At 70.3% G+C, this 24,655-nt stretch carries 23 protein-coding genes; 17 read left to right on the forward strand and 6 right to left on the reverse strand.

The features are described from left to right. Window positions 1-111 precede the first annotated feature (111 nt). From IE246_RS01365 to IE246_RS01420, 12 genes are all read left to right on the forward strand, one after another. A complete protein-coding gene (locus IE246_RS01365; RefSeq protein ID WP_189987117.1) occupies window positions 112-561 on the forward strand; it encodes a helix-turn-helix domain-containing protein in 450 nt (149 codons plus the stop codon). 165 nt (window positions 562-726) lie between these two features. Further along, window positions 727-1,896, forward strand: a complete 1,170-nt coding sequence (gene metK / locus IE246_RS01370) for a methionine adenosyltransferase (RefSeq protein ID WP_189987118.1) — start codon at window positions 727-729, stop codon at window positions 1,894-1,896. 31 nt (window positions 1,897-1,927) lie between these two features. Beyond that, entirely contained in the window at window positions 1,928-2,629 is a 702-nt protein-coding gene (trmB, locus tag IE246_RS01375) for a tRNA (guanine(46)-N(7))-methyltransferase TrmB (protein ID WP_189987119.1), read from the forward strand. 172 nt (window positions 2,630-2,801) lie between these two features. Beyond that, window positions 2,802-3,305, forward strand: coding sequence for a ribosome maturation factor RimP (rimP, locus tag IE246_RS01380; protein WP_189987451.1), 504 nt, complete (start codon window positions 2,802-2,804; stop codon window positions 3,303-3,305). 30 nt (window positions 3,306-3,335) lie between these two features. Then, on the forward strand, window positions 3,336-4,889 hold the full coding sequence (gene nusA / locus IE246_RS01385; protein WP_189987120.1) for a transcription termination factor NusA: 1,554 nt from the start codon (window positions 3,336-3,338) through the stop codon (window positions 4,887-4,889). Next, on the forward strand, window positions 4,873-5,553 hold the full coding sequence (locus tag IE246_RS01390; RefSeq protein ID WP_189987452.1) for an RNA-binding protein: 681 nt from the start codon (window positions 4,873-4,875) through the stop codon (window positions 5,551-5,553). The genes nusA and IE246_RS01390 overlap by 17 nt, the downstream gene beginning before the upstream one ends. Window positions 5,554-5,569: 16 nt before the next feature. Then, window positions 5,570-8,161 carry a translation initiation factor IF-2 gene (infB, locus tag IE246_RS01395; protein ID WP_189987121.1) on the forward strand — a complete coding sequence of 864 codons (2,592 nt, stop codon included), beginning with the start codon at window positions 5,570-5,572 and terminating at the stop codon, window positions 8,159-8,161. 43 nt (window positions 8,162-8,204) lie between these two features. Next, window positions 8,205-8,672, forward strand: coding sequence for a 30S ribosome-binding factor RbfA (gene rbfA / locus IE246_RS01400; RefSeq protein WP_189987122.1), 468 nt, complete (start codon window positions 8,205-8,207; stop codon window positions 8,670-8,672). After that, on the forward strand, window positions 8,659-9,585 hold the full coding sequence (gene truB / locus IE246_RS01405) for a tRNA pseudouridine(55) synthase TruB (RefSeq protein ID WP_189987123.1): 927 nt from the start codon (window positions 8,659-8,661) through the stop codon (window positions 9,583-9,585). The genes rbfA and truB overlap by 14 nt, the downstream gene beginning before the upstream one ends. 17 nt (window positions 9,586-9,602) lie before the next feature. Beyond that, the gene (gene rpsO, locus IE246_RS01410) at window positions 9,603-9,872 is read left to right on the forward strand and encodes a 30S ribosomal protein S15 (protein ID WP_189987124.1); all 270 of its coding nucleotides are present in this window, start codon (window positions 9,603-9,605) and stop codon (window positions 9,870-9,872) included. Window positions 9,873-10,216: 344 nt separating this feature from the next. Then, complete coding sequence (pnp, locus tag IE246_RS01415) at window positions 10,217-12,337, forward strand: polyribonucleotide nucleotidyltransferase (RefSeq protein ID WP_189987125.1); 2,121 nt, start codon at window positions 10,217-10,219, stop codon at window positions 12,335-12,337. 32 nt (window positions 12,338-12,369) lie between these two features. Next, window positions 12,370-13,125, forward strand: coding sequence for a glycerophosphoryl diester phosphodiesterase (locus IE246_RS01420; RefSeq protein ID WP_189987126.1), 756 nt, complete (start codon window positions 12,370-12,372; stop codon window positions 13,123-13,125). Window positions 13,126-13,147: 22 nt separating this feature from the next. Here IE246_RS01420 and IE246_RS01425 read toward each other — a convergent pair whose 3' ends face one another. The 3 genes from IE246_RS01425 to IE246_RS01435 all read right to left on the reverse strand — a co-directional run bounded on the left by IE246_RS01425 (window position 13,148) and on the right by IE246_RS01435 (window position 17,219). After that, the gene (locus tag IE246_RS01425) at window positions 13,148-15,274 is read right to left on the reverse strand and encodes an ATP-binding protein (protein WP_189987127.1); all 2,127 of its coding nucleotides are present in this window, start codon (window positions 15,272-15,274) and stop codon (window positions 13,148-13,150) included. 1 nt (window position 15,275) lies between these two features. Next, window positions 15,276-16,337, reverse strand: coding sequence for a TRAP transporter substrate-binding protein DctP (dctP, locus tag IE246_RS01430; protein ID WP_189987128.1), 1,062 nt, complete (start codon window positions 16,335-16,337; stop codon window positions 15,276-15,278). 270 nt (window positions 16,338-16,607) lie between these two features. Further along, the gene (locus IE246_RS01435) at window positions 16,608-17,219 is read right to left on the reverse strand and encodes a pyridoxamine 5'-phosphate oxidase family protein (RefSeq protein WP_189987129.1); all 612 of its coding nucleotides are present in this window, start codon (window positions 17,217-17,219) and stop codon (window positions 16,608-16,610) included. 114 nt (window positions 17,220-17,333) lie between these two features. Between IE246_RS01435 and IE246_RS01440 the strand changes: the two genes are divergently transcribed. Continuing rightward, window positions 17,334-17,909 carry a GNAT family N-acetyltransferase gene (locus tag IE246_RS01440; RefSeq protein ID WP_189987130.1) on the forward strand — a complete coding sequence of 192 codons (576 nt, stop codon included), beginning with the start codon at window positions 17,334-17,336 and terminating at the stop codon, window positions 17,907-17,909. A gap of 12 nt (window positions 17,910-17,921) precedes the next feature. Here IE246_RS01440 and IE246_RS01445 read toward each other — a convergent pair whose 3' ends face one another. The 3 genes from IE246_RS01445 to fabA all read right to left on the reverse strand — a co-directional run bounded on the left by IE246_RS01445 (window position 17,922) and on the right by fabA (window position 20,591). Further along, window positions 17,922-18,749 (reverse strand): enoyl-ACP reductase FabI, encoded by an 828-nt coding sequence (locus tag IE246_RS01445; RefSeq protein ID WP_308434471.1) that lies wholly within the window; start codon window positions 18,747-18,749, stop codon window positions 17,922-17,924. A 79-nt stretch (window positions 18,750-18,828) separates the two neighbouring features. Beyond that, window positions 18,829-20,052: a beta-ketoacyl-ACP synthase I gene (gene fabB, locus IE246_RS01450; protein WP_189987131.1), complete on the reverse strand. Its 1,224-nt coding sequence runs from the start codon at window positions 20,050-20,052 to the stop codon at window positions 18,829-18,831. 11 nt (window positions 20,053-20,063) lie between these two features. Continuing rightward, a complete protein-coding gene (fabA, locus tag IE246_RS01455) occupies window positions 20,064-20,591 on the reverse strand; it encodes a bifunctional 3-hydroxydecanoyl-ACP dehydratase/trans-2-decenoyl-ACP isomerase (RefSeq protein WP_189987132.1) in 528 nt (175 codons plus the stop codon). Between the two features lie 309 nt (window positions 20,592-20,900). Between fabA and irrA the strand changes: the two genes are divergently transcribed. The 4 genes from irrA to IE246_RS01475 all read left to right on the forward strand — a co-directional run bounded on the left by irrA (window position 20,901) and on the right by IE246_RS01475 (window position 24,636). Then, window positions 20,901-21,314, forward strand: a complete 414-nt coding sequence (gene irrA, locus IE246_RS01460; RefSeq protein ID WP_189987133.1) for an iron response transcriptional regulator IrrA — start codon at window positions 20,901-20,903, stop codon at window positions 21,312-21,314. A gap of 123 nt (window positions 21,315-21,437) precedes the next feature. Next, window positions 21,438-22,421 (forward strand): arginase family protein, encoded by a 984-nt coding sequence (locus IE246_RS01465; protein ID WP_189987134.1) that lies wholly within the window; start codon window positions 21,438-21,440, stop codon window positions 22,419-22,421. A gap of 372 nt (window positions 22,422-22,793) precedes the next feature. Continuing rightward, complete coding sequence (locus IE246_RS01470) at window positions 22,794-23,216, forward strand: rubrerythrin family protein (RefSeq protein WP_189987135.1); 423 nt, start codon at window positions 22,794-22,796, stop codon at window positions 23,214-23,216. Window positions 23,217-23,298: 82 nt separating this feature from the next. Continuing rightward, complete coding sequence (locus IE246_RS01475; RefSeq protein WP_189987136.1) at window positions 23,299-24,636, forward strand: (Fe-S)-binding protein; 1,338 nt, start codon at window positions 23,299-23,301, stop codon at window positions 24,634-24,636. Window positions 24,637-24,655 lie beyond the last annotated feature (19 nt).

The following is a 24,655-nucleotide window of genomic DNA, read 5'->3' on the forward strand; positions in this document are numbered from 1 at the left end:
CAGCGCGGAATTGTTTGATTTGTATGAAAATTAATCGCTCACTGGCGTTGACTGCATACAAGAGTATGGAATAATGCCGGCTCGGTTTGGTTAACAAAACACGAGGGCGGCATGGCGAGCGAACGGCCGGGTCGCAGGCGGGTCGGTCGTCCGCCCACAGCTGGCAATCCAAATCCCGTCGATGTGCATGTCGGCGCCCGTGTCCGGCTCCGGCGCACGTTGCTGGGCATGAGCCAGGAGCGCCTGGGCGAAGCGCTCGGGCTGACGTTCCAGCAAGTCCAGAAATACGAGCGCGGCGCCAACCGGATCGGAGCCAGCCGCCTGTTCGATCTGGCCCGTGCGCTCCAGGTGCCGGTCGGGTTCTTCTTCGACGACCTGCCGGAGGGGGTCGCCGAAGGCGAACCGCCGGCGGTGCCGGCCCAGGGCGACGATCCGATGCAGCGGCGCGAGACGATCGAACTGGTGCGCGCGTTCTACCGGATCCAGGACCCGGGCGCGCGCCGCCGGCTGTACGAGCTGACCCGCTCGATCGCCGACGCCATCGACGGCGGCGAACGGTGAGCCGGGGCGCTGGCAGGGGCGTGTCCCGGCTTCGGACTTGACCCCGAACGGCATTCGCGCAAAAACGCCGCGTTCCACGCCTGGGCCGGCCCGTCGCCGGCCCTCGTCGATTCCCGGGGCGCTGGGGGCTGCCGGGGACATCAGGTCTGCCGCGCGGAGGATCCTTTGAGCCAGACGAGTTACCTGTTTACCAGCGAATCGGTGTCGGAAGGCCATCCCGACAAGGTCTGCGACCGCATCTCCGACACGATCGTCGATCTGTTCCTGGCCGCCGATCCGGCCAGCCGCGTGGCGTGCGAAACCCTGGCCACCACCAACAAGATCATCCTCGCCGGCGAGGTCCGCGGTCCGTCCAGCGTGACCCACGAGCTGATGGAGGAGAAGGTCCGCCAGGCGGTCAAGGACATCGGCTACGAGCAGGACGGCTTCCACTGGCAGACCGCCGGCGTCGACATCCTGCTGCACGAGCAGTCGACCGACATCGCCATGGGCGTCGACGCCTCGGGCAACAAGGACGAGGGTGCCGGCGACCAGGGCATCATGTTCGGCTACGCCTGCACCGAGACCGACGCGCTGATGCCGGCGCCGATCCACTACAGCCACGAGATCCTGCGCCGCATGGCCGAGGCCCGGCACGCCGGCACGGTCAAGGGCCTCGGCCCCGACTCCAAGAGCCAGGTGACCCTGCGCTACGAGAACGGCAAACCGGTCAAGGCGACCTCGGTGGTGGTCTCGACCCAGCACGACGCCGACCTGTCCCAGGACCAGGTCCACGCGCTCGTTCTGCCGTTCATCCGCGAGACCCTGCCGGCGGGCTGGGTCGACGACGACACCGTCTACTACATCAACCCGACCGGCCGGTTCGTGATCGGCGGTCCGGACGGCGATTGCGGCCTGACCGGGCGCAAGATCATCGTCGACACCTACGGCGGTGCGGCACCGCACGGCGGCGGCGCGTTCTCCGGCAAGGACCCGACCAAGGTCGACCGCTCGGCCGCCTACGCCGCGCGCTGGGTCGCCAAGAACGTCGTGGCCGCCGGCCTGGCCGACAAGTGCACCATCCAGGTGTCCTACGCGATCGGCGTGTCGCACCCGCTGTCGATCTTCGTCGAGACCTACGGTACCGGCCGGGTCGACGAGGCCAAGCTCTCCAAGGTGATCTCGGAGAACATCGACCTGTCGCCGCGCGGCATCCGCACCCGGCTGGCGCTCAGCAACCCGATCTACGCCCGCACCGCGGCCTACGGCCACTTCGGCCGGCAGCCGGACGACACCGGCGGGTTCACCTGGGAGAAGCTGGACCTGGTCGACGACCTGAAGTCGGCGCTCGCCTGAGCCCGCAGGCCGAGGGTCGCCCGGTAGCCGCATGCCCCAGCCGCGCATTCCCGGCCGGATTCCGGGCGACCAGCTGTTCTTCGGCCGTCGCAAGGGCCGGCCGCTGCGGGCCGGCATGCAGGTGCTGGTCGACGAGCGGTTGCCGCAGCTGGCGGTGCCGGCGGACTTCGCCGGCGACCCGCGCGGCTGGTTCGGCCGCCCTGTCAGGGCGGTGTGGCTGGAGATCGGCTTCGGCGGCGGCGAGCACCTGGCGTGGCAGGCGAAGAATCATCCCGACGTCGGGATCGTCGGCTGCGAGCCGTTCGTCAACGGCGTCGCCTCGCTGCTGCGCCACGTCGACAACGACGGCCTCGACAACGTCCGGATCCACGCCGACGACGCCCGCCCGCTGGTGGCGGCGCTGCCGGCCGGCTCGCTGGAGCGGATCTTCGTCCTGCACCCGGACCCCTGGCCGAAGCGCCGGCACCACTTCCGCCGGCTGATCCAGCACGCCTCGGTCGCCCGCTTCCACGAGCTGCTGGCGCCGGGCGGCGAGCTGCGGATCGCCACCGACGATCCCGGCTACCTGACCTGGATCCTGGGCCGGGTGACCGCGCATCCGGGGCTGCGCTGGACCGGCACCCGGCTCGCCGACTGGCGCACCCGCCCGGCCGACTGGCCGGAGACCCGCTACGAGAGCAAGGGCCGGGCCGAGGGCCGCCCGCCGGCCTACATGCGGTTCGTGAAGGTGTAGCCGGCGCCGCCGGCGACTCCCGCCCCTTGCGATTCCCGGCGGTCTCCGCTATATCCCAGTCTCCTTAATCGAATGTCGTGATCGGGGGTGGGCCAGCGGCCCACTTTTTTGTTGGCGGTGACCGCCCCCGGAGGGGATCGAGGGCGGCGTGTCGGAAGCGCACATCAGCGATATGGCGACCAGGCGGATCGCGGGCATCGTCGCGCCCACGGTCGAGGCCATGGGCTACGAACTGGTGCGCGTGATGATGACCGGCGGCCGGCGCCCGACCCTTCAGATCATGGCCGAACGGGCCGACGGCTCGGGAATGGGCGTCGACGACTGCGCCGAGATCAGCCGAACGATCTCCGCCGTGCTCGACGTCGAGGACCCGATCGCCGGCGAATACACGCTGGAAGTCAGCTCGCCGGGCATCGACCGGCCGCTGACCCGGCTCAAGGACTTCCGGCGCTACGCCGGATTCGAGGCCCGCGTCGACATGGCGGCGCCGATCGACGGCCGCAAGCGGTTCAGCGGCCGGCTGCGCGGCGTCGACGACGCGGACCGGGTGTTGGTGGAGACCGAGCCCGGCGTGCAGGAGGCCCTTCCGTTCGAGGGCATCGCGCGCGCCAAGCTGGTCCTGACCGACGAGCTGGTGGCGGCGAGCGCCCCGGCCGGCGGCGCGGACGGCGAATGACGGCGGCTCCTTAGGAGGACGACGAGGACGATGGATATCGCGACGCAACCGAAGCTGGAGCTGATCCAGGTCGCCGACGTGGTCGCCCGCGACAAGGGCATCGACCGCGAGGAGGTCCTGATCGCCATGGAGCAGGCGATCCAGAAGGCCGGGCGCTCGAAGTACGGCCCCGACCACGACATCCGGGCGACCATCGACCGGCGCACCGGCGAGATCTCGCTCAAGCGCTGCACCACCGTCGTCGAGGAGATCGAGGACGAGGTCTCGCAGATCACCCTCGACCAGGCCAAGAGGATCGACCCGGCCCTTGAGCTCGGCAGCGTGATCGAGGAGCCGCTGCCGCCGATCGACTTCGGCCGCATCGCCGCCCAGACCGCCAAGCAGGTGATCGTCCAGAAGGTCCGCGAGTTCGAGCGCCAGCGCCAGTTCGAGGAGTACAAGGATCGCGCCGGCGAGATCATCAACGGCGTCGTCAAGCGGGTCGAGTACGGCAACGTCACCGTCGAGATCCAGCGCGCCGAGGCGATCCTGCGGCGCGACCGGCTGCTGCCGCGCGAGACCTTCCGCCAGGGCGACCGGATCCGCGCCTACATCGAGGACGTGCGCTCCGAGCCGCGCGGCCCGCAGATCTTCCTGTCGCGCACTCACCCGGAATTCATGCGCCAGCTGTTCCGCCAGGAGGTGCCGGAGGTCTACGACGGCATCATCGAGATCAAGGCGGTGGCCCGCGACCCGGGCTCGCGCGCCAAGATCGCGGTGATCTCCTACGACAGCTCGATCGATCCGGTCGGCGCCTGCGTCGGCATGCGCGGTTCGCGCGTGCAGGCCGTGGTCGGCGAGCTGCAGGGCGAGAAGATCGACATCATCCCGTGGTCCGAGGACCCGGCGACCTTCGTGGTCAACGCGCTGGCGCCGGCCGAGGTGTCCAAGGTCGTGCTCGACGAGGACGCCGGCCGCATCGAGGTGGTGGTGCCGGACGAGCAGCTGTCGCTGGCGATCGGCCGGCGCGGCCAGAACGTCCGCCTGGCCTCGATGCTGACCGGCTGGGACATCGACATCCTGACCGAGCAGGAGGAGTCGGACCGCCGCAAGGAAGAGTTCCGGGTGCGCTCCGATACCTTCATCACCGCGCTCGACATCGACGACGTCATCGCCGGCCTGCTGGTCGCGGAGGGCTTCACGTCGGTCGAGGAGATCGCCTATGTCGACCTCGAGGACCTCGCCGACATCGAGGGCTTCGACGCCGACATCGCCGCCGAGCTGCAGAACCGGGCGCTCAACCACGTCGAGGCCGAGCGGGCCCGCCTGGAGGAGCGCCGCCGGGAGCTCGGCGTGACCGACGAGGTCGCCGAGATCGAGGGCATGACGCCGGCGATGCTGGTGGCGCTCGGCGAGAAGGGCGTGAAGACGCTCGACGACTTCGCCGACCTGGCGAGCGACGAGCTGCTGGAGATCGTGCCGGCCGACTCGCTCGACGAGGAGCAGGCCAGCGCCATGATCATGGCGGCCCGCGCCCACTGGTTCGACGACGAGGAGGCGCCGGCGGCGACCGGCGAGGAGGCGGAGCCTGAGCCGACGGCGTGAGGCAGCGGCGGCGGAAGCCGCGGAGTCCGAGCGGCGCTGCCTCGTCACCCGCGAGAGCGCGCCGCGGTCGGGCCTCGTGCGGTTCGTCGCCGGCCCGGACGGCAGCGTTGTCCCGGACGTCGACGAACGGCTGCCGGGACGCGGCTTCTGGGTGACCGCCGACCGGGCGGTGCTGCGGACGGCGGTCGCCAGGCGGCTGTTCGGCCGCGGCGCGAAACGGCCGGTGACCGCCGACGACGGCCTGGTCGAGCGGGTCGAGGCGCTGCTGGCGCGGCGCTGCGTGGAACTGCTGGCGCTGGCGCGCCGGTCGGGTGCGGCGGTTGCCGGCCTGGCCAAGGTGCGCCAGGCGCTGGAGGCGGGGCGGCCCGGCGTGCTGCTGGAGGCCTCGGACGGGGCCGAGGACGGCCGGGCCCGGCTGCGGGCGCTGGCGGGCGACCGCCCGGTGGTCGCGGTACTGACGGCGGCCGAACTGGCCGGCGCCTTCGGGCGCGAGCATACCGTCCACGGCTTCGTGGACAGCGGTGGCCCGGGGGGCGGTCTGGCCGACCGTCTGCGGCGGGAAGCCGACCGACTCGGGGGATTCCGCGTGATGACCCCGGGGCAGCGCTTGGAAAACCCGGCCGGTGCGTGTATTGAAGGCGCCGGCCCGTTGATGGATGGATGATTTGGGCGAAGACCAGATGTCGAGCACCAGTGACCAGGACCGCAAGAAGCTGAGCCTCTCCGGGGGCCGCAACAAGCTGTCCCTCGGCAAGTCCGTCGAGACGAGCCAGGTCAAGCAGAGCTTCTCGCACGGGCGCTCGAAGACCGTGCAGGTCGAGGTGCGCCGCCGGCGTACGCCGGCCCCCGGCCCTGCCGGCGGCAAGGGCGGGTCCGGCGCCGGTCGCGAGCTGACCGCCGAGGAGCGCGCGGCCCGTACGCGTGCTCTGCAGGAGGGCCTGAAGCACAGCGAGGCGACGGCCGCCGCCGAGGCTGCGGCGGCACCGGCCGCCGAGACCGCTGCCGCGGAGCCGGAGCCGGCCGCCATCGAGCCGGTCGCCGAGGAGACGCCGCCGGAGCCGGTCGATCGCCGTCAGGCCGAGCTCGACGAGCTCCGCAAGATCGCCGACGCCGAAGAGGAGCGGAAGGCCGCCGAGGCGGCGCGCCTGGCCGAGGAAGAGGCCGCGCGTCAGGCCAAGGCAGCTGCCGAGCGGGCGACCGCCCGGCTCGAGCGCCAGCCGTCGGCCCCGGCCGCCGCCACCCCGGCGCCGCGCGCCCCGGTGGTCGAGGCCGAGGACGACGATCGCCGCCGGCGCGGCCGCGGCGATGCGCCGAAGCGGCCGGCCCGTGGCCGGGCGGGCGCCGGCGACCAGCGCCGTCGTGGCGGCAAGCTGACCATCTCTGCCGCGCTCGACGACAGCGAGCGGACGCGGTCCCTGGCGTCGGTCCGGCGTGCCCGCGAGCGCGAGCGTCAGCGCCAGCACGACGACGAGGATGCCGTCAAGTTCTCCCGCGACGTGGTGGTGCCGGAGACGATCACCGTCCAGGAACTGGCCAACCGAATGGCCGAGCGGGCCGGCGACGTGGTCAAGTCGCTCATGAAGATGGGCATGATGGCCACCATCAATCAGACCATCGACGCCGACACTGCGGAGTTGGTGGTTCAGGAGTTCGGGCATCGGGTCCGGCGAGTAGCGGAGTCCGATGTGGAACTTGGAATGCGTGGCGAGGCCGACGACACGGCCGACCTGCTGCCGCGGTCGCCGGTGGTCACCGTCATGGGTCACGTCGACCACGGCAAGACCTCGCTGTTGGACGCGATCCGCAACGCCGACGTGGCGGCTGGTGAGGCCGGTGGCATCACCCAGCACATCGGCGCCTACCAGATCCAGATCCCGTCGGGCGACAAGATCACCTTCATCGACACCCCGGGCCACGAGGCGTTCACCGAGATGCGGGCGCGCGGCGCCAACGTCACGGACATCGTCATCCTGGTGGTGGCGGCCGACGACGGCATCATGGCGCAGACCGTGGAAGCGATCCGCCACGCCAAGGCGGCCAACGTCCCGGTCATCGTGGCCTGCAACAAGATCGACAAGCCGGACGCCGACCCGGCCCGGGTCCGCCAGGAGCTGCTGCAGCACGACATCGTGGTCGAGGAGATGGGCGGCGACGTCCAGGTCGTCGACGTGTCGGCCAAGACCAAGCAGGGCATCGACACCCTGCTCGAGGCCATCATGCTGCAGGCCGAGGTGCTGGAGCTGAAGGCCAACCCGAACCGGTCGGCCGAAGGCGTGGTGATCGAGGCCAAGGTCGAGCGCGGCCGCGGCAGCGTCGCCACCGTGCTGGTCCAGCGCGGCACCGTGAAGGTCGGCGACGTGTTCGTGGCCGGCGCCGAGTGGGGCCGGGTGCGCGCCCTGGTCGACGACCGCGGCGCCCAGGTCGACAGTGCCGGTCCGACGGTTCCGGTCGAGGTGCTCGGTCTGCAGGGCACGCCGACCGCCGGCGACGAGTTCGTGGTGGTCGAGAACGAGGGCCGGGCCCGCGAGATCGCCGACTACCGCCAGCGCGTGATCCGCGAGAAGCAGGCTACGGCCGGCGCCCGCGGCACCGTCGAGCAGATGCTGTCGGCGATCCAGGCCGGATCGGCCTCGGAGCTGCCGCTGGTCATCAAGACCGACGTGCACGGCTCCTACGAGGCGATCAAGGCGACCGTCGAGAAGCTCGAGACCACGGTGGTCAAGCCGCGCATCCTGCACGGTGCGGTCGGCGCGATCAGCGAGTCGGACATCAGCCTGGCCAAGGCGTCGAACGGCCTGATCATCGGCTTCAACGTCCGCGCCAACCCGCAGGCCCGCGAGATGGCGCGCCGCGAGGGGCTCGAGATCCGCTACTACTCGATCATCTACGACCTGATCGACGACATCAAAGCCCTGCTCACGGGCATGCTGGCGCCGGAGATCAAGGAAGAGTTCATCGGCTACGCCGAGATCCGCGAGGTGTTCAACATCACCAAGGTCGGCAAGGTCGCCGGCTGCATGGTGACCGACGGGATCATCAAGCGCGGCTGCAAGGTTCGCCTGCTGCGGGACGACGTGGTCATCCACGAGGGCACGCTGAAGACCCTGAAGCGCTTCAAGGACGAGGTCCGCGAGGTGCGCGAGGGCTACGAATGCGGCATGGCCTTCGAGAACTACGACGACATCCGCGTCGGCGACCGGATCGAGTGCTTCGAGCTCAAGGAAGTGGCTCGGACCCTCGAATCGGTGCGGCAGGAGGAGGCGGCCGGCTGAGGCCGTCCTCCATCGCCGGGACCAACGCCGGGGAACTGAAGTCATGACGGGACGGGAGACGGCTCCTGGCGAGCCGAGCCAGCGGCAGTTGCGCGTGGGCGAGGAAATCCGCCGCGTGCTGGCGCGGGTGCTGGAGCGCGGCGTCCTGCACGACCCGGCGCTGTACGACGCGCGGGTGACGATCTCCGAGGTCACGGTGTCGCCGGACCTGCGCAACGCCACGGTCTGGATCACCCCGCTCGGCGGCGGCGACGCCTCCGACCTGCTGGCGGCGCTCAAGCGCAACGCCGGCCGGCTCGGCGGCCTGCTGGCCCGCGACATCAAGCTGAAATACGCCCCGAAGCTCCGGTTCGAGCGCGACACCGCGTTCGACACCTCGACCCGGATCGACGCGCTGCTGCGCGACCCGGCGGTCCGCCGCGACGTCGAGGCGGCGGACGACGGCGAGGACGGGCACGACGTCGACGGGCACGATGGCGGGGAGCCGGAGGATCGGGATGGCCCGGCGTAAGCGCGGCCGGCCGGTCCACGGCTGGGTGATCGTCGACAAGCCGTCGGGCGTCAGCTCGGCGCAGGCGGTGGCGACCGTCCGGCGGGTGTTCGACGCCGCCAAGGCCGGGCATGCCGGGACCCTGGACCCGCTGGCGACCGGGGTGTTGCCGGTGGCGCTCGGCGAGGCGACCAAGACCGTCCCCTATGTGATGGACGCCACCAAGGACTACGACTTCACGATCCAGTGGGGCGAGGCCCGGTCGACCGACGACCGCGAGGGCGCGGTGACCGCGACTTCGGACGTGCGTCCCGACGAGCCGGCGATCCGCGAGGCGACCCGCCGGTTCCTGGGCGAGATCGAGCAGGTCCCGCCGATCTATTCCGCGGTCAAGGTCGACGGCGAGCGGGCCTACGACCTGGCGCGCTCCGGCGAGGAGGTCGACCTGGAGCCGCGCCAGATCGAGATCCTGGCGTTCGACCTGGCCGAGGTGATCGACGCCGACCGCGCCCGGTTCCGGGTGTCGTCGGGCAAGGGCGCCTACATGCGGGCGCTGGCCCGCGACCTGGCCGAGAGCCTCGGCACCGTCGGCCATATCGTGGCGCTGCGGCGGCTGCGGGTCGGTCCGTTCGCCGAGGCCGAGGCGATTTCGCTGGATTCGCTGGCCGAGCTGATGCATAACCCCGCGGCTTTCGAGCACCTCAGGCCGGTCGCGACCGCGCTGGACGGCATCCCGGCGCTGGCCCTGAGCGGCCCCGAGGCGAAGACGCTCCGCAACGGCCAGGGCGTTCCCGTGTTCCGAGCGATGGATCGGGATCGTTTTGGCCATCTTCGTGAAGGCGACCTCGTATATGCCCTGGAGGGCGATATGCCGGTCGCGATCGCGCGGATCGAAGGCGGCGCCATTCGCCCGGTGCGGGTGCTGAACCTCTGAACGAAGGAGAGAGGACGATGTCGATTACGCCCGAGCGCAAGGCCGAGCTGGTCAAGGAATACGGCACCAAGGAAGGCGACACCGGGTCGCCGGAGGTCCAGGTCGCGATCCTGACGGAGCGCATCGCCAACCTGACCGAGCACATGAAGGCCCACAAGCAGGACTTCCACTCGCGCCGCGGCCTGCTGATGCTGGTCGGCCAGCGCCGCCGCCTGCTCGACTACCTCAAGGGCAAGAGCGTGCAGCGCTACTCGACCCTGATCGAGCGTCTCAGCATCCGCCGCTGACCGCGGCGCCGCGCCGGTCGCGGCGCTCCGCAGTTTCGGACACGACCGAAGGGCCGATCCTCGCGATCGGCCCTTCTGCTGTGCGCATCCGGCGCCGCGAGGATTGACCCCAGGGGCGTTCCGTGGCATGGGACGGCTGCGCAAGAGAGAGATGAACCGAGGGACTACCGCAGCGACGCCATGACGAAGCAGGGCGTCTATTCCCCCTCCATCGTGGAGAAGCAGGCTCACCCGTCGGCCCAGCGCTGCCGACGGGTCGACGTGCTTGTGCCGCCGAGAGATTGAGCGGACCGACCGGACGGGGTTGCGTTTGGACCACGCGGTTCCAAGCGAAGGAACGTGAAATGTTCGAAGTTTACCGCAAGGAAGTCCAGTGGGGCGGGCGTACGCTCACCCTCGAGACCGGCAAGATGGCGCGCCAGGCCGACGGCGCGGTGGTGGCGCGCTACGGCGACACCGTGGTGCTGTGCACCGTCGTCGCGGCGAAGTCGCCGCGGCCCGGCATCGACTTCTTTCCGCTGTCCGTGCACTACCAGGAGAAGACCTTCGCCGCGGGCAAGATCCCGGGCGGCTTCTTCAAGCGCGAGGGCCGGCCGACCGAGAAGGAGGTCCTGACCTCCCGCCTGATCGACCGTCCGATCCGTCCGCTGTTCGTGAAGGGCTTCAAGAACGAGACCCAGGTCATCTGCACCGTGCTGGCGCACGACCTGGAGAACGACCCCGACATCGTCGCCATGGTCGGCAGCTCGGCCGCGCTGTGCATCTCCGGCGTGCCGTTCCTCGGCCCGATCGGCGGCTGCCGGGTCGGCTACAAGGACGGCGAGTACCTGCTGAACCCGTCCATGGATCAGGTCAAGGAGTCCGATCTCGACCTGGTCGTCGCCGGCACCCAGGAAGGCGTGCTGATGGTCGAGTCGATGGCCTCCGAGCTGTCCGAGGAAGTCATGCTCGGGGCCGTGAACTTCGGCCACGACGCGTTCCAGCCGATCATCCAGGCGATCATCGAGCTGGCCGAGGCCTGCGCCAAGGATCCGATGGAACTGCCGGCGGCGGCGGTCGACACCGACGCCCTGCGCGCCAAGCTCGAGGCCGCCTGCAAGGCCGATCTCGAGGCAGCCTACGACGAGCCGAACAAGACCGAGCGGCAGAACAAGGTCGGCGCCGCCAAGGAGAAGGCGATCGCGACCCTGGAGGACGCCGCCGAGATCGAGGCCGCCAAGGGCGTGCTGAAGGACCTCGAGAGCGACATCGTCCGCGGCCGCATCCTGGAGACCGGCCAGCGCATCGACGGCCGCGACACCAAGACCGTCCGGCCGATCGTGGCCGAGGTCGGCGTGCTGCCGCGCACCCACGGCTCGGCGCTGTTCACCCGCGGCGAGACCCAGGCGATCGTGGTCACCACGCTGGGCACTGGCCAGGACGAGCAGATCATCGACGCGCTCGAGGGCGAGTACCGCGAGCACTTCATGCTGCACTACAACTTCCCGCCGTACTCGGTGGGCGAGGCCGGCCGCATGGGCTCGCCGGGCCGTCGCGAGATCGGCCACGGCAAGCTGGCGTGGCGCGCCACCCGGCCGCTGATGCCGTCGAAGGACAGCTTCCCGTACACCGTCCGCGTGGTCTCCGAGATCACCGAGTCGAACGGCTCGTCCTCGATGGCCACGGTCTGCGGCACCTCGCTGTCGATGATGGACGCCGGCGTGCCGTTGCCGCGGCCGGTGGCGGGCATCGCCATGGGCCTGATCAAGGAGGGCGAGAAGTTCGCGGTGCTCTCCGACATCCTCGGTGACGAGGACCATCTCGGCGACATGGACTTCAAGGTGGCCGGCACCGACAAGGGCGTCACCGCGCTGCAGATGGACATCAAGATCACCTCGATCACCAGGGAGATCATGGAGGTCGCCCTCGGCCAGGCCAAGGACGGCCGGATGCACATCCTGGGCGAGATGGGCAAGGCCCTGACCAACGCCCGCGAGGGCGTGTCGGCGACCGCGCCGAAGATGACCATGATGAAGATCCCGGTCGACAAGATCCGCGACGTCATCGGCTCGGGCGGCAAGGTCATCCGCGAGATCTGCGACACCACCGGTGCGAAGATCGACATCGACGACGACGGCTCGGTCAAGATCGCGGCGGTCGAGCAGAGCGCCCTCGACGCCGCCTACAACTGGGTCAAGTCGATCGTGGCGGAGCCGGAGATCGGCGAGATCTACACCGGCAAGGTCGTCAAGATCCTGGAGTTCGGCTGCTTCGTGAACTTCCTCGGCCCGCGCGACGGCCTGGTGCACATCAGCCAGCTGGTCGCCGACCGCCGGCCCGAGAAGGTCGACGAGGTCGTCAAGGAAGGCCAGTCGGTGAAGGTCAAGGTCATCGGCTTCGACGACCGCGGCAAGGTCAAGCTGTCGATGAAGGTCGTCGACCAGGAGACCGGCGAGGACCTCGAGAAGAAGAAGGCCGCCGAGTAACGATCGGGCGGGCGACGGGGCGGAGGAACGTCATGTCATCGAGCAGCGCACCTTCCGGCTTCGTCGCCCCCCGCCTGATCGGCCATCGCGGCGCCGCCGCGCTGGCACCCGAGAACACCCTGGCTTCGATCCGGGCGGCCGCCGACAGCGGCGTGTCCTGGATCGAGGTCGATGCCAAGCTGGCCAAGGACGGCGTGCCGGTGCTGATGCACGACGACACGCTCGACCGCACCACCGCCGGCCAGGGCCCGGTGGCGGCCCGCACCTCGGGCGAGCTCGGCCGGCTGGACGCCGGCTCCTGGTTCGACCCGCGGTTCGCCGGCGAGACCGTGCCGACCCTGGCGCAGTGCCTGGCCGAATGCCGCCGCCTCGGCCTCGGTCTCGACCTCGAGATCAAGCCCGACAAGGGCGCCGAGGCGGTCACCGCCGCCGCCGTGCTGGGCGTCCTCGACGACGCCGGCTGGACCGCCGCCGACCCGATCTTCATGACCAGCTTCGCGGTCGCCTCGCTGCGGGTGGTGCGCGACTACGCCCCGACCTTCCACCGCGGCCTGCTGGTCTGGAAGTTCCCCGACGGCTGGCGGGACGCCGCCCGCGACCTGGGCGCGGTGGCGGTGATTTCCGACCAGCAATCGCTGAAGACCGCCGCCGACGTGGCCCGGATCGCCGACGGCGGCTGGATCCCGATGACCTACACGGTCAACCAGGCGGACCGCGCCGCCGAGCTGTACGGCTGGGGCGTCGCCGGCGTCGTCACCGACGACCCGCCGGCGCTCGCGGGGCTGTAGCCGGCCCGTACCGGCGACGCTATCAGGACGAGCCGGCGGCGGCTGGCCGGGTGCCCGCGGACCGGACCCGTGCGTTCTGCCCCTCCGCCGCGAGCTTCTCCTCGAGCGAGGCGACGTCTCCGATCACCCGCTCCGCCGGGAACGTCACCCGGACGGTTGTTCCCCGGCCGGGCTCGCTCTCGATGTCGAGGGTGCCGCCGTGCAGCTCGGCAAGCCGCTTGACGATCGGCAGCCCGAGTCCGGTGCCCTGCTGCGATCGCACCATCGGATCGACGTGCACCTGTTCGAACGGCTGCAGCACCCGAGGCAGGTCCTGCTCGGCGATGCCGCAGCCGGTGTCGCTCACGATCAGGCTGACGCCGCCGTCCGGCCGGCTCTCGAGAGCGACCGTTATCGTCCCGTTCGGCGTGAACTTGATCGCATTGGACAGGAGGTTGAAGACGATCTCCTTCACCCGGATCTCGTCGGCCCGGAGTATCGGCGAGGAATCCGGCTCGAGGAGCTGCAGCGTCGGCCCGTCCGGGCGCAGCAGCGGGCGGCTCTGGCGCACGCACTGGGCGGCGACCGCGAACAGGCTGATCGAGCGCTCGATCAGGACCATCCGCTCGGACTCGATCTTCGACAGGTCCAGGACGTCGTTGATGATCCGCAGAAGCTGCTGCCCCGACCCGTTGATGTCGGCGATGTACGCCTTGTACCGGTCGTCCCGGATGCCCTGGTAGGGGTCCTTCGCCATGAACTCGGAGAACCCGATGATCGCGTTGAGCGGGGTGCGCAGCTCGTGGCTCATCAGCGCGAGAAAGCGGGACTTCGCCAGGTTGGCCGCCTTGGCCTCGATCATCGACCGCTCCATGGCGGCCTGGGCGTCCTTGAGCCTGGTGATGTCCTCCTTGACCGCCAGGAAGTTGATGATCCGGCCGTCGCTGTCGAAGATCGGCGAGATCTTCGTGTCTTCCCAGAACAGCTCGCCGTTCTTCTTCTTGTTGAGGAACTCGCCGTGCCAGGGCCGGCCCGAGAGGATGGTGGACCACAGGTTGGCGTACTCCGCGGGCGAGGTGTGCCCCGACTTCGTCATGCGGGAGTTCTGGCCGAGCATCTCCTCCCGACGATAGCCGGTCAGCTCCGTGAACTGGGGGTTCACGTACTCGATCGAGCCCTTGGTATCGGTGATCACGACGCTGCTCGGGCTCTGTTCGACGGCCGAGAAGAAGCGGCGGACGGCGCGATCGCGCTCGACCTCGTCGCGCATGCGGAACCACAGGAAGACGTTGAACGCCAGGACCAGGACCGCCAGCGCGAGAATCACCGCGGCGACGAGATCCCGCGAGTCCCGCCACGTCGACAGCACGGTGTCCCGGTTCGCCGACAGTTCCAGGCGGAACGGGAAGCTCTGCAGCTGGAACGATGCCGACACCAGTTCGGACCCCGGCGGAGCGCGGTGCGCCGGCGCGCCGTCGTCGATCGCGGCCGGCCACCTGACCAGGACCTCGCCGGACCCGTCGAACAGCGTCGCCCGGTCGAACCCGCCGAGATCGTCGGCGACGATCAGGTCGACGATCTCGGTGGGCTCCACGAGTACCCGGGCAACGCCCAGGAACTCGCCGTCCGGGGCGGTGAGGGAGCGGCTGAAGGCCAGCCCGGAACGGCCGCCGGTGGCCGCCGGGTCGGGCCGCTCGATCACGATGGTCCGGTAGGCGTCCCGGTGGGCCGCGAAGAACGGCAGGTTCGCGGCGTCGAGCGCGGGGTCGCCGCCTCCGGTCGCGGCGACCGGCGCTCCCGACGCGTCGTACAGCGTGCCGCTGACGGTGCCGACCCGGCTGGTCCGGGTCGACCACAGCAGCCCGTCGAGGACGCGGTCGTCGGTGCGGTCCAGGCCACGCCGGTCGATCTCGTGGCCGATCGCCTCCAGGCTCGCGAGAATCTGGTCGAAGTGCACGTTCAGGGTCTGGCCGATCGAACGGGCCCGCGAGGCGAGGTCGAGGCCGGCGTATCGGAGGTCGGCCTGCCGCTCCTGGGCGAGGTTGAGCATCAGCAGCCCGGCCGCGACCGCCAACAGGATGTGCGAAAGCACGGCGGCCGTCAGGTAGGGCCGCCTGACGCTGGACCGTCCCGGCAGGGCCCAGCGCGGGGACGCGCGCGACCGTTCCACGTCAGCCGTCCCCCAGCGCCGCGGAGACACGGGCGACGAACGCCGGATCGATGCCGAGGCGGGCGGCGATGGCGTCCTGCCGGGCCATCAGCCTGCGGCGCTGCGCGGACAGGGTCTGCGGGTCGGGCGCGGTGATCGCCACGCCGTGCGCGGCCAGGGTCGCCAGCGCCTCGGACTGGGCGTGTGCCGCGATCTCGCGGGCTTCGCCGACCACGCTTTCCCAGGTCTCGACGATCGCCGCCCTGGTGGCTTCGGGCAGCCGCCGCCAGAACGCGTTCGAGATGATCGGGACGTACTGCGCGAAGTATTCCTGGTCCTGCAGGGTCGTGTTGACCCCGTGCTCCCACAGCCGGGCGCTCACGACGGTGGCGTTGCTCGTCAGGATGCCGTCGACCCGGCGCTTCCGCAGGGCCTCCGGCAGGTCCGGCCACGGGATCGTCATCGGGGTCGCGCCGAAGGCCTCGAGGCGCAGGGCGTTGGCGAGGCCGCCGGCAACGCGGATGCGTGCGCCGGCGACGTCGTCGTGCGCCGCGATCCGGGCGCCGACGCCGTACAGGTGCACGTAGCCGAGGTCGATCCAGCGTCCCGGCACGGTCACCCCCAGTCGCGAGCCGATCCGTCGGTTGATCTCCTGCCCGATCGGCCCGTCACGCAACCGGTAGTTCACCTCCGACGTCCGGCCAAAGAACATCGGCAGCAGGAACACGCTGACGCTCGGCTCGAACCGGTCGAACTGCCAGGTGCCCGGAACCGCCATCTCGACGTTGCCGCGGGACACCGCCTGGATGACTTCGCGGTCGCGATACAATGCAGCGTCGAACCGGTGCTCGACCGTCAGCCGCCCGGCGAGCCGGTCACGCAGGCGCTCGGCGAACCGGGCGACGACCCTGGTCTGGATGTGACCGGCCGAGTTCTCGGTGGAGATCCGCATCACCGGAACCGTCAGGCCGGCGGCGGCGACCGTCGCACCGGACAGCGACAGAGCCGCGGCGGCCAGCAGACACGCTGCCGCCAGCGTGCGGAAGGACCGGGCCGCACCCGCCGCCCGGGATCGCCGGCGCACCCCTGCCCTCGGGGCGGCGGCCTGCTCCCGGTGGTGGTCGGTGCGGCGAGGTCGTCGGGGCGAGCAGGGGATCACGGCCGCGTGTCATTTCGGAGAGTGGCTGGTCGCCGGACAGTCGACGACCGGGGCGCGGAATCAATTGATCTGGGTCAATATGCGAAGCCGGGATTTGAAATAAAATTCCATTGGTTGTGCGGGCCGGGCCGGCCAATAACGACAGGTGGCGCCCGGCTTTCCGAGGCCATGCCCGGCGCACCGGCCCGGTCGTCGTCACCACATCGTCTTCGCCGCCCGCTCCGGCCACTCGCGGTCGTAGCCGTCGCCCCCGACCCGGTTCTCGCTGAGGGTCGCCAGGATCTGCCCCGGGGTCGGCAGGGACGTGGGGTCGACGTGCCTCGCGGGGTCCCACAGACCGGCACGGATGATCGCCCGGGCACATTGGAAATAGACGGTCTCGACCGCGATCACGACCACCGATCGGGGTGGCCTGCCGTCGATCTCGAAGGCGGCGCACAGGGCCGGGTCGGTGTCCAGGTTGGCGCGGCCGTTGACCCGGACGGTGGTGCCGGAGCCGGGGATCAGGAACAGCAGGGCGACCCGCGGGTCGCGCACGATGTTGCGCAGTGAATCCACGCGGTTGTTGCCGCGCCGGTCGGGCATCATCAGCGTGCGCTCGTCGTGGACCCGCACGAAGCCGGCGAGGTCGCCGCGCGGCGAGCAGTCGAGGCCCTCGGGCCCGGCGGTCGCCAGCGCCACGAACGGCGAGGCCTCGATGAACGCCCGGTACTGCGGGACGATGCGGTCGATCTCCTTGGCGGTCGAGGCTTCGCCGGGGACGCCGTACAGCGCTTCGAGTTGTTCGACGGTGGTGATGACGGACATGACACGGACCTGTGCGGGGGCGGGTGGCGGAGATTGCCACAACCGCTCCGGGCGGGCGATAAGGCGGCCGGTCCCGGCGGCGATGCGCGACCCCGGGACGGGAGGTTTGGCCCCATGGCGCCCTGCACCCTGATCATCCCGTCGCTGGCGGCGCTGCCGTCCTACTGCGCGGCGCTTCGTCGCGGCTGGTCGCCGGACAACACCCGGTCGGTGGCGGGCGCCGAGGAACTGGCGCGGATCGAGCGCGACCCCGCGGGGTTCGTCGCCGCCCTCGACGACCCGGAGGGCCGGGGCGGGCCGATCACCCTGCCGGACGGCTCGGTGGTGCCGCGGCTGCCGGGGTTCCGGCGCTGGATCTGGGACGGCGAGGTCGCGGGATCGATCGGCTTTCGCTGGCAGCCCGGAACCGCCCGGCTGCCGGCCCACGTGCTCGGCCACATCGGCTATGCGGTGGTGCCGTGGAAGCGCAACCGCGGCTATGCGACGGCCGCCCTGCGCCTGCTGCTGGCGGCCCTGCGGGAGGCCGGGATGCCGTCGCGCGGCCTGAGCCATGTCGAGCTGACCGCCGATCCCGGCAATCCGGCCTCGCAGCGCGTCGTCACCGCCAACGGCGGGCGGCTGGTCGAGCGCTTCGTCAAGGACGCGGTCTATGGCGGCGGCGAGACGTTGCGATTCCGGATCGATCTGTGACGGTCCGGCGGGTCACTGCTCCGACGGCATGGTCGCGCCGTTCTGCGGGCGCGGGATCGCGACGGTGTGGAACCCGCCGTCGACGTGCATGACCTCGCCGGTGACGCCGGCCGACAGGTCCGACAGCAGGTACAGGCCGGTCCGCCCGACCTCTTCCAGGCTGGCGTTGCGCTTCAGCGGCGCCGCGCTCTCGGAGTACCGGAAGGTGTAGCGCGCATCGGCGATCGCCGAGCCGGCGAGCGTGCGCATCGGCCCGGCCGAGATCGCGTTGACCCGGATGCCGTCCGGGCCGAGGTCGGCGGCCAGGTAGCGGACGCTGGCCTCCAGCGCCGCCTTGGCGACGCCCATGACGTTGTAGTTCGGGGTCGTGCGCTCGGCGCCGAGATAGGTGAGGGTGATCAGGCTGCCGCCGGCGGTCATCAGCGGCGCCACGCGCTGCGCCAGCGCAGTGAACGAGTAGCAGGAGATGTCGAGGGTGTTCAGGAAGTTGGTCCGGCTGGTGTCGCAGTACCGGCCCTTGAGCTCGTTCTTGTCGGAATAGGCGACCGCGTGCACGGCGAAGTCGATGCGCTCCCAGCGCGCGGCGACCGCGGCGACCGCGGCGTCCAGGCTGGCCGGGTCGGCGACGTCGCACGGCATGACCAGGTCGGAGCCGACCGACGCCGCCAGCGGCTCGACCCGCTTGCGCATCGCGTCGTTCTGGTAGGTGAAGGCGAGCTCGGCGCCGTGCGCGGCGACCGCCGACGCGATTCCCCAGGCGATCGACTTCTCGTTGGCGACCCCGAGGATCAGGCCACGCCTGCCGGCCATGATCGGGCGGGGAACAGCGGTCTCGCTCATGGTCTTCCTTCGTCGGTCGGCCGGGCCAGCACCGTCGCGGGCCCTCTCGAAGTCGGCCCGCAGCGGGGCATGTCTCGCCTCAGGCGTCGAACCGGCGCATCGCCAGGACCGCGTTGGTGCCGCCGAAGCCGAAGCTGTTCGACAGCGCCATCCTGATCGGTTGGTCGAGCATGGTCTCGCGGACGATCGGCAGGCTCTCCGCCTCCGGTTCGATCGTCTCGATGTTGATCGACGGGGCGATGAAACTGCCGTTCATCATCAGCAGCGTGTAGATCGCCTCGTGGACCCCGGCCGCGCCCTGGCTGTGGCCGGTCATCGACTTGGTCGAACTGATGAAGGGGATCTTGTTCCGGGTCCGGAACACTTCCGCGATTCCCTCGAGCTCCGGCATGTCGCCGACCGGCGTGCTGGTGCCGTGGGTGTTGATGTAGTCGACCGGCTCGTCGACGTTCTCGAGCGCCATCCGCATGCACCGCACGCCGCCCTCGCCGGACGGGGCCACCATGTCGGCGCCGTCCGAGGTGGCGCCGTAGCCGACGACCTCGGCATAGATCTTGGCGCCGCGCGCACGGGCGTGCTCGAGTTCCTCGAGCACCACCACGCCGCCGCCGCCGGCGATCACGAAGCCGTCGCGCCCGACGTCATAGGGCCGCGAGGCCTTTTCCGGGGTGTCGTTGTACTTCGAGGACAGCGCGCCCATGGCGTCGAACAGCACCGACAGGGTCCAGTGCAGCTCCTCGCCGCCGCCGGCGAACACGATGTCCTGGCGGCCGTGCTGGATCAGCTCGGTGCCGTTGCCGATGCAGTGGGCGCTGGTCGAGCAGGCCGAGCTGATCGAGTAGCTCGGGCCCTTGATCTTGAAGATGGTCGACAGGTTCGCCGAGTTGGTCGACGACATCACCCGCGGCACCATGTACGGCCCGACCCGCTTCGGGCCCTTCTCGCGGGCGGTGTCGAACGCCAGCATCATGTTCTGGGTCGACGGCCCGCCGGAGCCCATGACCAGGCCGGTGCGCGGATGGCTGATCTCGCGCTCCTCGAGCCCGGAATCGGCGATCGCCTCCTGCATGGCGATGTAGTTGTAGGCCGCCCCGTCGCCCATGAAGCGCAGGAGCTTGCGGTCGATATGGTCGGCAAGCGTGAGCTTCAGCGAGCCGTGCACGTGGCTGCGGAAGCCCATCTCCCGGTATTCCTCGGCGAACACGATCCCGGAGCGGCCGGCCTTGAGCGAGGCCGTCACCTCTTCCTTGTTGTTGCCGATGCTGGAGACGATACCGATCCCGGTGATGACGACGCGGCGCAATGCGTCCTCCGTCAGGCCATGGCCGTCGCCGGATTGGCGAACAGGCCGACGCGAATGTCCTTGGCTTCGAAAACCCGCTCGCCGTCGCACTCGACCCAGCCGTCGGCGATGCCGAGGAACAGCTTGCGGCTGATGATCCGTTTCAGGTCGAGGTGGAACTTCAGAAGCTTGGCGGTGGGCAGCACCTGGCCGGTGAACTTCACCTCGCCGACCGACAGGGCGCGCCCCGAGCCGGGGCCGCCGAGCCAGCCGAGGGTGAAGCCGAGCAGCTGCCAGAGCGCGTCCATCCCGAGGCAGCCCGGCATCACCGGGTCGTCCTCGAAGTGGCACTGGAAGAACCAGAGGTCCGGCTTGATGTCGAACTCGGCCTCAACCTCGCCCTTGCCGTTGGCGCCGCCTTCCTCGGAGATGCGCGTGATGCGGTCGAACATCAGCATCGGGGGCAGCGGCAGCCGTGCGTTGCCCGGCCCGAACAGGCGCCCGTGCGCGCATTCGAGCAGGTCCTTGTAGGAGAAGCTGTTGCGCTTCCGAAAATCCAACTCAGATTTCCCCCTTGGTACCCGGCGTTCCGCGCCACTCCCGGTCGCGCGCCGCCTCTGGCCAACATTCACCTCACCGCTCCCGCCCTCTCGGGAGCGACGGTCCCTTGGCTCCGAGGTAACCGACCCGGCAGCCGACTTCAAGGGCGAAGCAAATCATATGCGCCGCCGACTTGCAAAGTCCCGCGCGCTTCGGGATTCCGCAGGCCGGCCCGTGCGTTGCCACAACAGCCGCTTCGTGATAGCCGTTCTCATCCTGCAACCCCTGCGGCCCGCCAGCGGGCCGGACCGCGTCCGACGGAACCGCCGATGCCTGTACGCCCGTACGCCGCCGCCCTCGACCGCCTGCGCGAAGCCGGGCTGCGCCCGACCCGCCAGCGGCTGGCGCTGGCCCGGCTGCTGTTCGACGGCGCCGACCGGCACGTGACCGCCGAGCAGCTGCACTCGGAGGCCGAGGGCGCCGGCGTGTCGGTGTCGCTGGCGACCGTCTACAACACCCTGCACCAGTTCACCGACGGCGGCCTGCTGCGCGAGGTCGTGGTCGAGGCCGGCCGTTCGTACTTCGACACCAACACCGGCGGCCACCACCACTTCTTCGACGCCGGCACCGGCATGCTGACCGACATCCCCGGCGACGAGATCGCGATCGGCGACCTGCCGGCGCCGCCGCCGGGCACCGAGATCGAGCGGGTCGACCTGGTGATCCGAATCCGCAGCCGGTAGGCGGCCCCCGGCCGGGTCGCCCGGCCCTGACGGCCACCCGCACTTTTCACGATGCACCCCCGCGGATCGGGACTACCATCCCGCTCAAGCCCGCGGCGACGGGCGCGTGAGGGAGGCTGCACCATGACCACGGGACCCGAAACCGGCTTCGGCGCCGACGATCCCACCATGGCCTACTGGCACTGGCACGGGGTCGCCACCCTGCTGCGCTGCCCGCACCGGCCGGACATGGCCGACACCGACATCGGCCTGATCGGCTTTCCCTACAGCGGCGGCAACGCCGTCGAGCGGATGCAGTACCTGGCGCCGCGCGCGATCCGCAACCGCTCGATGTCGTACCGTCGGATCCTGCGCAGCATGCGAACCGATCCGTTCGCCGGCGCCCGGATCAGCGACCTGGGCGACGTGCCGATGTCCGGCATCCTGAACCCCGACATCACGGCGGCCGACGCCGAGGCGTTCTACCGGCGGGTCGACGAGCGGGGGATCGTCCCGGTCACCGTCGGCGGCGACCATTCGGTGACCACGCCGGTGCTGCGCGGCATCGCCGGCCCGGGGTCGCGCCACGGCGGCCCGATCGGCATGATCCACTTCGACTCGCACTGCGACAGTTCGCCGCCGCTGTCCGGGACCGCCAACCACGCCGGTGCGGCGTTCCGGATCGGTGTCGAGGAGGGGTTGATCGATCCGGCGCGGACCGTGCAGATCGGCTTTCACGGTCCGGTCGCGGCACTGGACCAGGACGACTGGTCGCACGAGCACTTCCGGGTGATCACCCTGGAGGAGGTGCTCGCCAGCGGGATCGAGCGGGTGGCCGAGGAGGTGCGCGGCATCGTCGGGACCGGCCCGACATACGTCAGCCTGGACCTCGACGTGCTCGACATCGCCTATGCCCCGGCGGTCGCCGACCCGGAGGTGAACGGCCTGACCTCGCGCGAGCTGTTCGGCCTGCTCGACCGGCTTCGGGGCATCGACCTGTGCGGCGCCGACGTGGTCTGCTACTGCCCGCCGCTCGACGGGCCGGCGCAGATCACGGCCCTGACCGCCTGCGAGATCCTGCTGTACTTCGTCACGCTGGCCGGCGAAGCGGTCCAGGCCCGGCGTTGAGGCGGGCCGGACGGACCGGCTGCCTCCCCCGCCCGATCGATCGACGGAGCGACCTTCGCCGGTCGCGAGCCGCCGGCCGGGTGCGTCATTTCGCGCGCATTTTCGGGATGGGGCTCCCGGCCGTCGGCGCGTACCATGCTCTGGCGCGGAACCGGTGAATGCCTGCGTCCAGGCGGGCCGAACAATACCCGGCGGGTTGTACGCCGACGTTCAGCCGGTCCACGTTTTAGAACAATTCAAAACAGGTTGACCGTCCCTGTACGTGCTTTCTATAAAGCGCGCAGGCTCGTCGACGGGTGCCTGGATACCGCTTTCCAGACCCCGCCGGTCCGCGGGCCGGTCCGATTTCGCAATCGCCGAGTGGAGACGACTATGACCCAGCTCAAGGGCTCGAAGACCGAGGACAACCTGAAGGCCGCGTTCTCCGGTGAGTCGCAGGCCAACCGCCGCTACCTGTATTTCGCCCAGAAGGCCGACGTGGAGGGCTACAACGACGTCGCCGCGGTGTTCCGGTCGACCGCCGAGGGCGAGACCGGCCACGCCCACGGCCACCTGGAGTTCCTCGAGGAGGTCGGCGACCCGGCGACCGGCGAGCCGATCGGCGACACCGCGCTGAACCTGAAGGCGGCGATCGCCGGCGAGACCCACGAGTACACCGACATGTACCCGGGCATGGCGCGCACCGCGCGCGACGAGGGCTTCGACGAGATCGCCGACTGGTTCGAGACCCTTGCGAAGGCCGAGAAGAGCCACGCCGGCCGGTTCCAGAAGGCCCTGGACGCGCTCGACGCCTGACGACCGTGCGACGGCCCCGGCACGCGTTGCCGGGGCCGTCGTTCCTTCTCCGTAACGACCTGCGCCGCGAGGAGCCGCCGCGATGGCCGAAGGCAGCCTGGAAGCCCCGATCCGCCACCCGATCCCGTGGCAGGACCCCGACTTCTACGACGAGGCCAAGCTGGACGAGGAACTTCGGCGGATCTTCGACATCTGCCACGGCTGCCGGCGGTGCTTCAATCTGTGCGACAGCTTCCCGCGGCTGTTCGACCTGATCGACGAATCCGAGAGCGGCGAGCTCGACACCGTCTCCAGCACCGACTTCAAGCCGGTCGTGGACGCCTGCACGCTCTGCGACATGTGCTTCCTGACCAAGTGCCCGTACGTGCCGCCGCACGAGTTCAACCTCGACTTCCCGCACCTGATGCTGCGCTACCGGGCGGTCGAGCTGAAGAAGGGCGAGATCCCCTGGAGCGAGCGCCAGCTCACCGAGACCGACCGCAACGGCAGCCTGGCGCGCCCGGTCGCCGGGCTCTGCAACTGGGCCGCCGACAACAAGAACCGCCTGACCAGGCCGCTGATCGAGAAGGCCCTCGGCGTGCACCGCGACGCTGACCTGCCGAAGTACCACGCCCGCCCGCTGACCCTGCAGGCGAAGAGCGAGGTGCCCGAGGTCAACCGCGCCGCCCCGGCGTTCGGCCGCAAGGCGCTGCTCTACGCCACCTGCTTCTCGAACTACAACGACCCGGACATCGGCCTCGCCGCCCGCAAGGTGCTGGCCCACAACGGGGTCGACACCGAGGTGGTCTACCCGGCGTGCTGCGGCATGCCGCAGATGGAGCACGGCGACGTCGCCCGGGTCGCCGAGACCGCCCGCAAGGTCGCGGCCGAGCTCCGGCCCAGGGTCGACGAGGGCTGGACGGTGATCGGCCTGGTGCCGTCCTGCGTGCTGATGCTGAAGTTCGAGTGGCCGCTGCTGTGCCCGGACGACGACAACGTCAAGGCGCTGTCGGCGGCGACCCGCGACATCGACGAGTACGTCATCGACATCGCCCGCAACGAGGGCATGGCCGCGGGGCTGAAGCCGCTCGACGGCGGGGTCACCCTGCACATCGCCTGCCACGCCCGCGCCCAGAACATCGGCCAGAAGTCGACCGAGCTGCTGAAGCTGATCCCCGAGGCCGACCTCAAGGTGATCGAGCGCTGCTCGGGCCACGGCGGTTCCTGGGGGGTGATGAAGCAGAACTTCGAGGTCGCGCTGAAGGTCGGCAAGCCGGTCGCGCGGCAGGCCCGCCAGGCCGGCAAGGCCTATCTGGCGTCGGGCTGCCCGCTGGCCGCCGACCACATCCGCCAGGGCATGGAGCGGATCGACGGCGAGGCCGCGATCCCGGCCGAGACCCATCACCCGATCGAGCTGCTGGCCAAGGCCTACGGGCTCTGACCGGAACCGGAACGATCGA

This window comes from Thalassobaculum fulvum (genome assembly GCF_014652915.1).
Taxonomy (GTDB): Bacteria; Pseudomonadota; Alphaproteobacteria; order Thalassobaculales; family Thalassobaculaceae; genus Thalassobaculum_A; species Thalassobaculum_A fulvum.

Excerpts from the sequence above, each read along its gene's own strand:
- IE246_RS01365 (WP_189987117.1), top strand. The coding sequence starts at position 112 with ATGGCGAGCGAACGGCCGGGTCGCAGGCGGGTCGGTCGTCCGCCCACA.
- IE246_RS01420 (WP_189987126.1), top strand. The coding sequence starts at position 12,370 with ATGTCATCGAGCAGCGCACCTTCCGGCTTCGTCGCCCCCCGCCTGATC.
- pnp (WP_189987125.1), top strand. The coding sequence starts at position 10,217 with ATGTTCGAAGTTTACCGCAAGGAAGTCCAGTGGGGCGGGCGTACGCTC.
- rimP (WP_189987451.1), top strand. The coding sequence starts at position 2,802 with ATGGCGACCAGGCGGATCGCGGGCATCGTCGCGCCCACGGTCGAGGCC.
- IE246_RS01475 (WP_189987136.1), top strand. The coding sequence starts at position 23,299 with ATGGCCGAAGGCAGCCTGGAAGCCCCGATCCGCCACCCGATCCCGTGG.
- trmB (WP_189987119.1), top strand. The coding sequence starts at position 1,928 with ATGCCCCAGCCGCGCATTCCCGGCCGGATTCCGGGCGACCAGCTGTTC.
- IE246_RS01440 (WP_189987130.1), top strand. The coding sequence starts at position 17,334 with ATGGCGCCCTGCACCCTGATCATCCCGTCGCTGGCGGCGCTGCCGTCC.
- IE246_RS01470 (WP_189987135.1), top strand. The coding sequence starts at position 22,794 with ATGACCCAGCTCAAGGGCTCGAAGACCGAGGACAACCTGAAGGCCGCG.
- IE246_RS01465 (WP_189987134.1), top strand. The coding sequence starts at position 21,438 with ATGACCACGGGACCCGAAACCGGCTTCGGCGCCGACGATCCCACCATG.
- rpsO (WP_189987124.1), top strand. The coding sequence starts at position 9,603 with ATGTCGATTACGCCCGAGCGCAAGGCCGAGCTGGTCAAGGAATACGGC.
- IE246_RS01435 (WP_189987129.1), bottom strand. The coding sequence starts at position 17,219 with ATGTCCGTCATCACCACCGTCGAACAACTCGAAGCGCTGTACGGCGTC.
- IE246_RS01445 (WP_308434471.1), bottom strand. The coding sequence starts at position 18,749 with ATGAGCGAGACCGCTGTTCCCCGCCCGATCATGGCCGGCAGGCGTGGC.
- rbfA (WP_189987122.1), top strand. The coding sequence starts at position 8,205 with ATGACGGGACGGGAGACGGCTCCTGGCGAGCCGAGCCAGCGGCAGTTG.
- nusA (WP_189987120.1), top strand. The coding sequence starts at position 3,336 with ATGGATATCGCGACGCAACCGAAGCTGGAGCTGATCCAGGTCGCCGAC.
- infB (WP_189987121.1), top strand. The coding sequence starts at position 5,570 with ATGTCGAGCACCAGTGACCAGGACCGCAAGAAGCTGAGCCTCTCCGGG.
- truB (WP_189987123.1), top strand. The coding sequence starts at position 8,659 with ATGGCCCGGCGTAAGCGCGGCCGGCCGGTCCACGGCTGGGTGATCGTC.
- irrA (WP_189987133.1), top strand. The coding sequence starts at position 20,901 with ATGCCTGTACGCCCGTACGCCGCCGCCCTCGACCGCCTGCGCGAAGCC.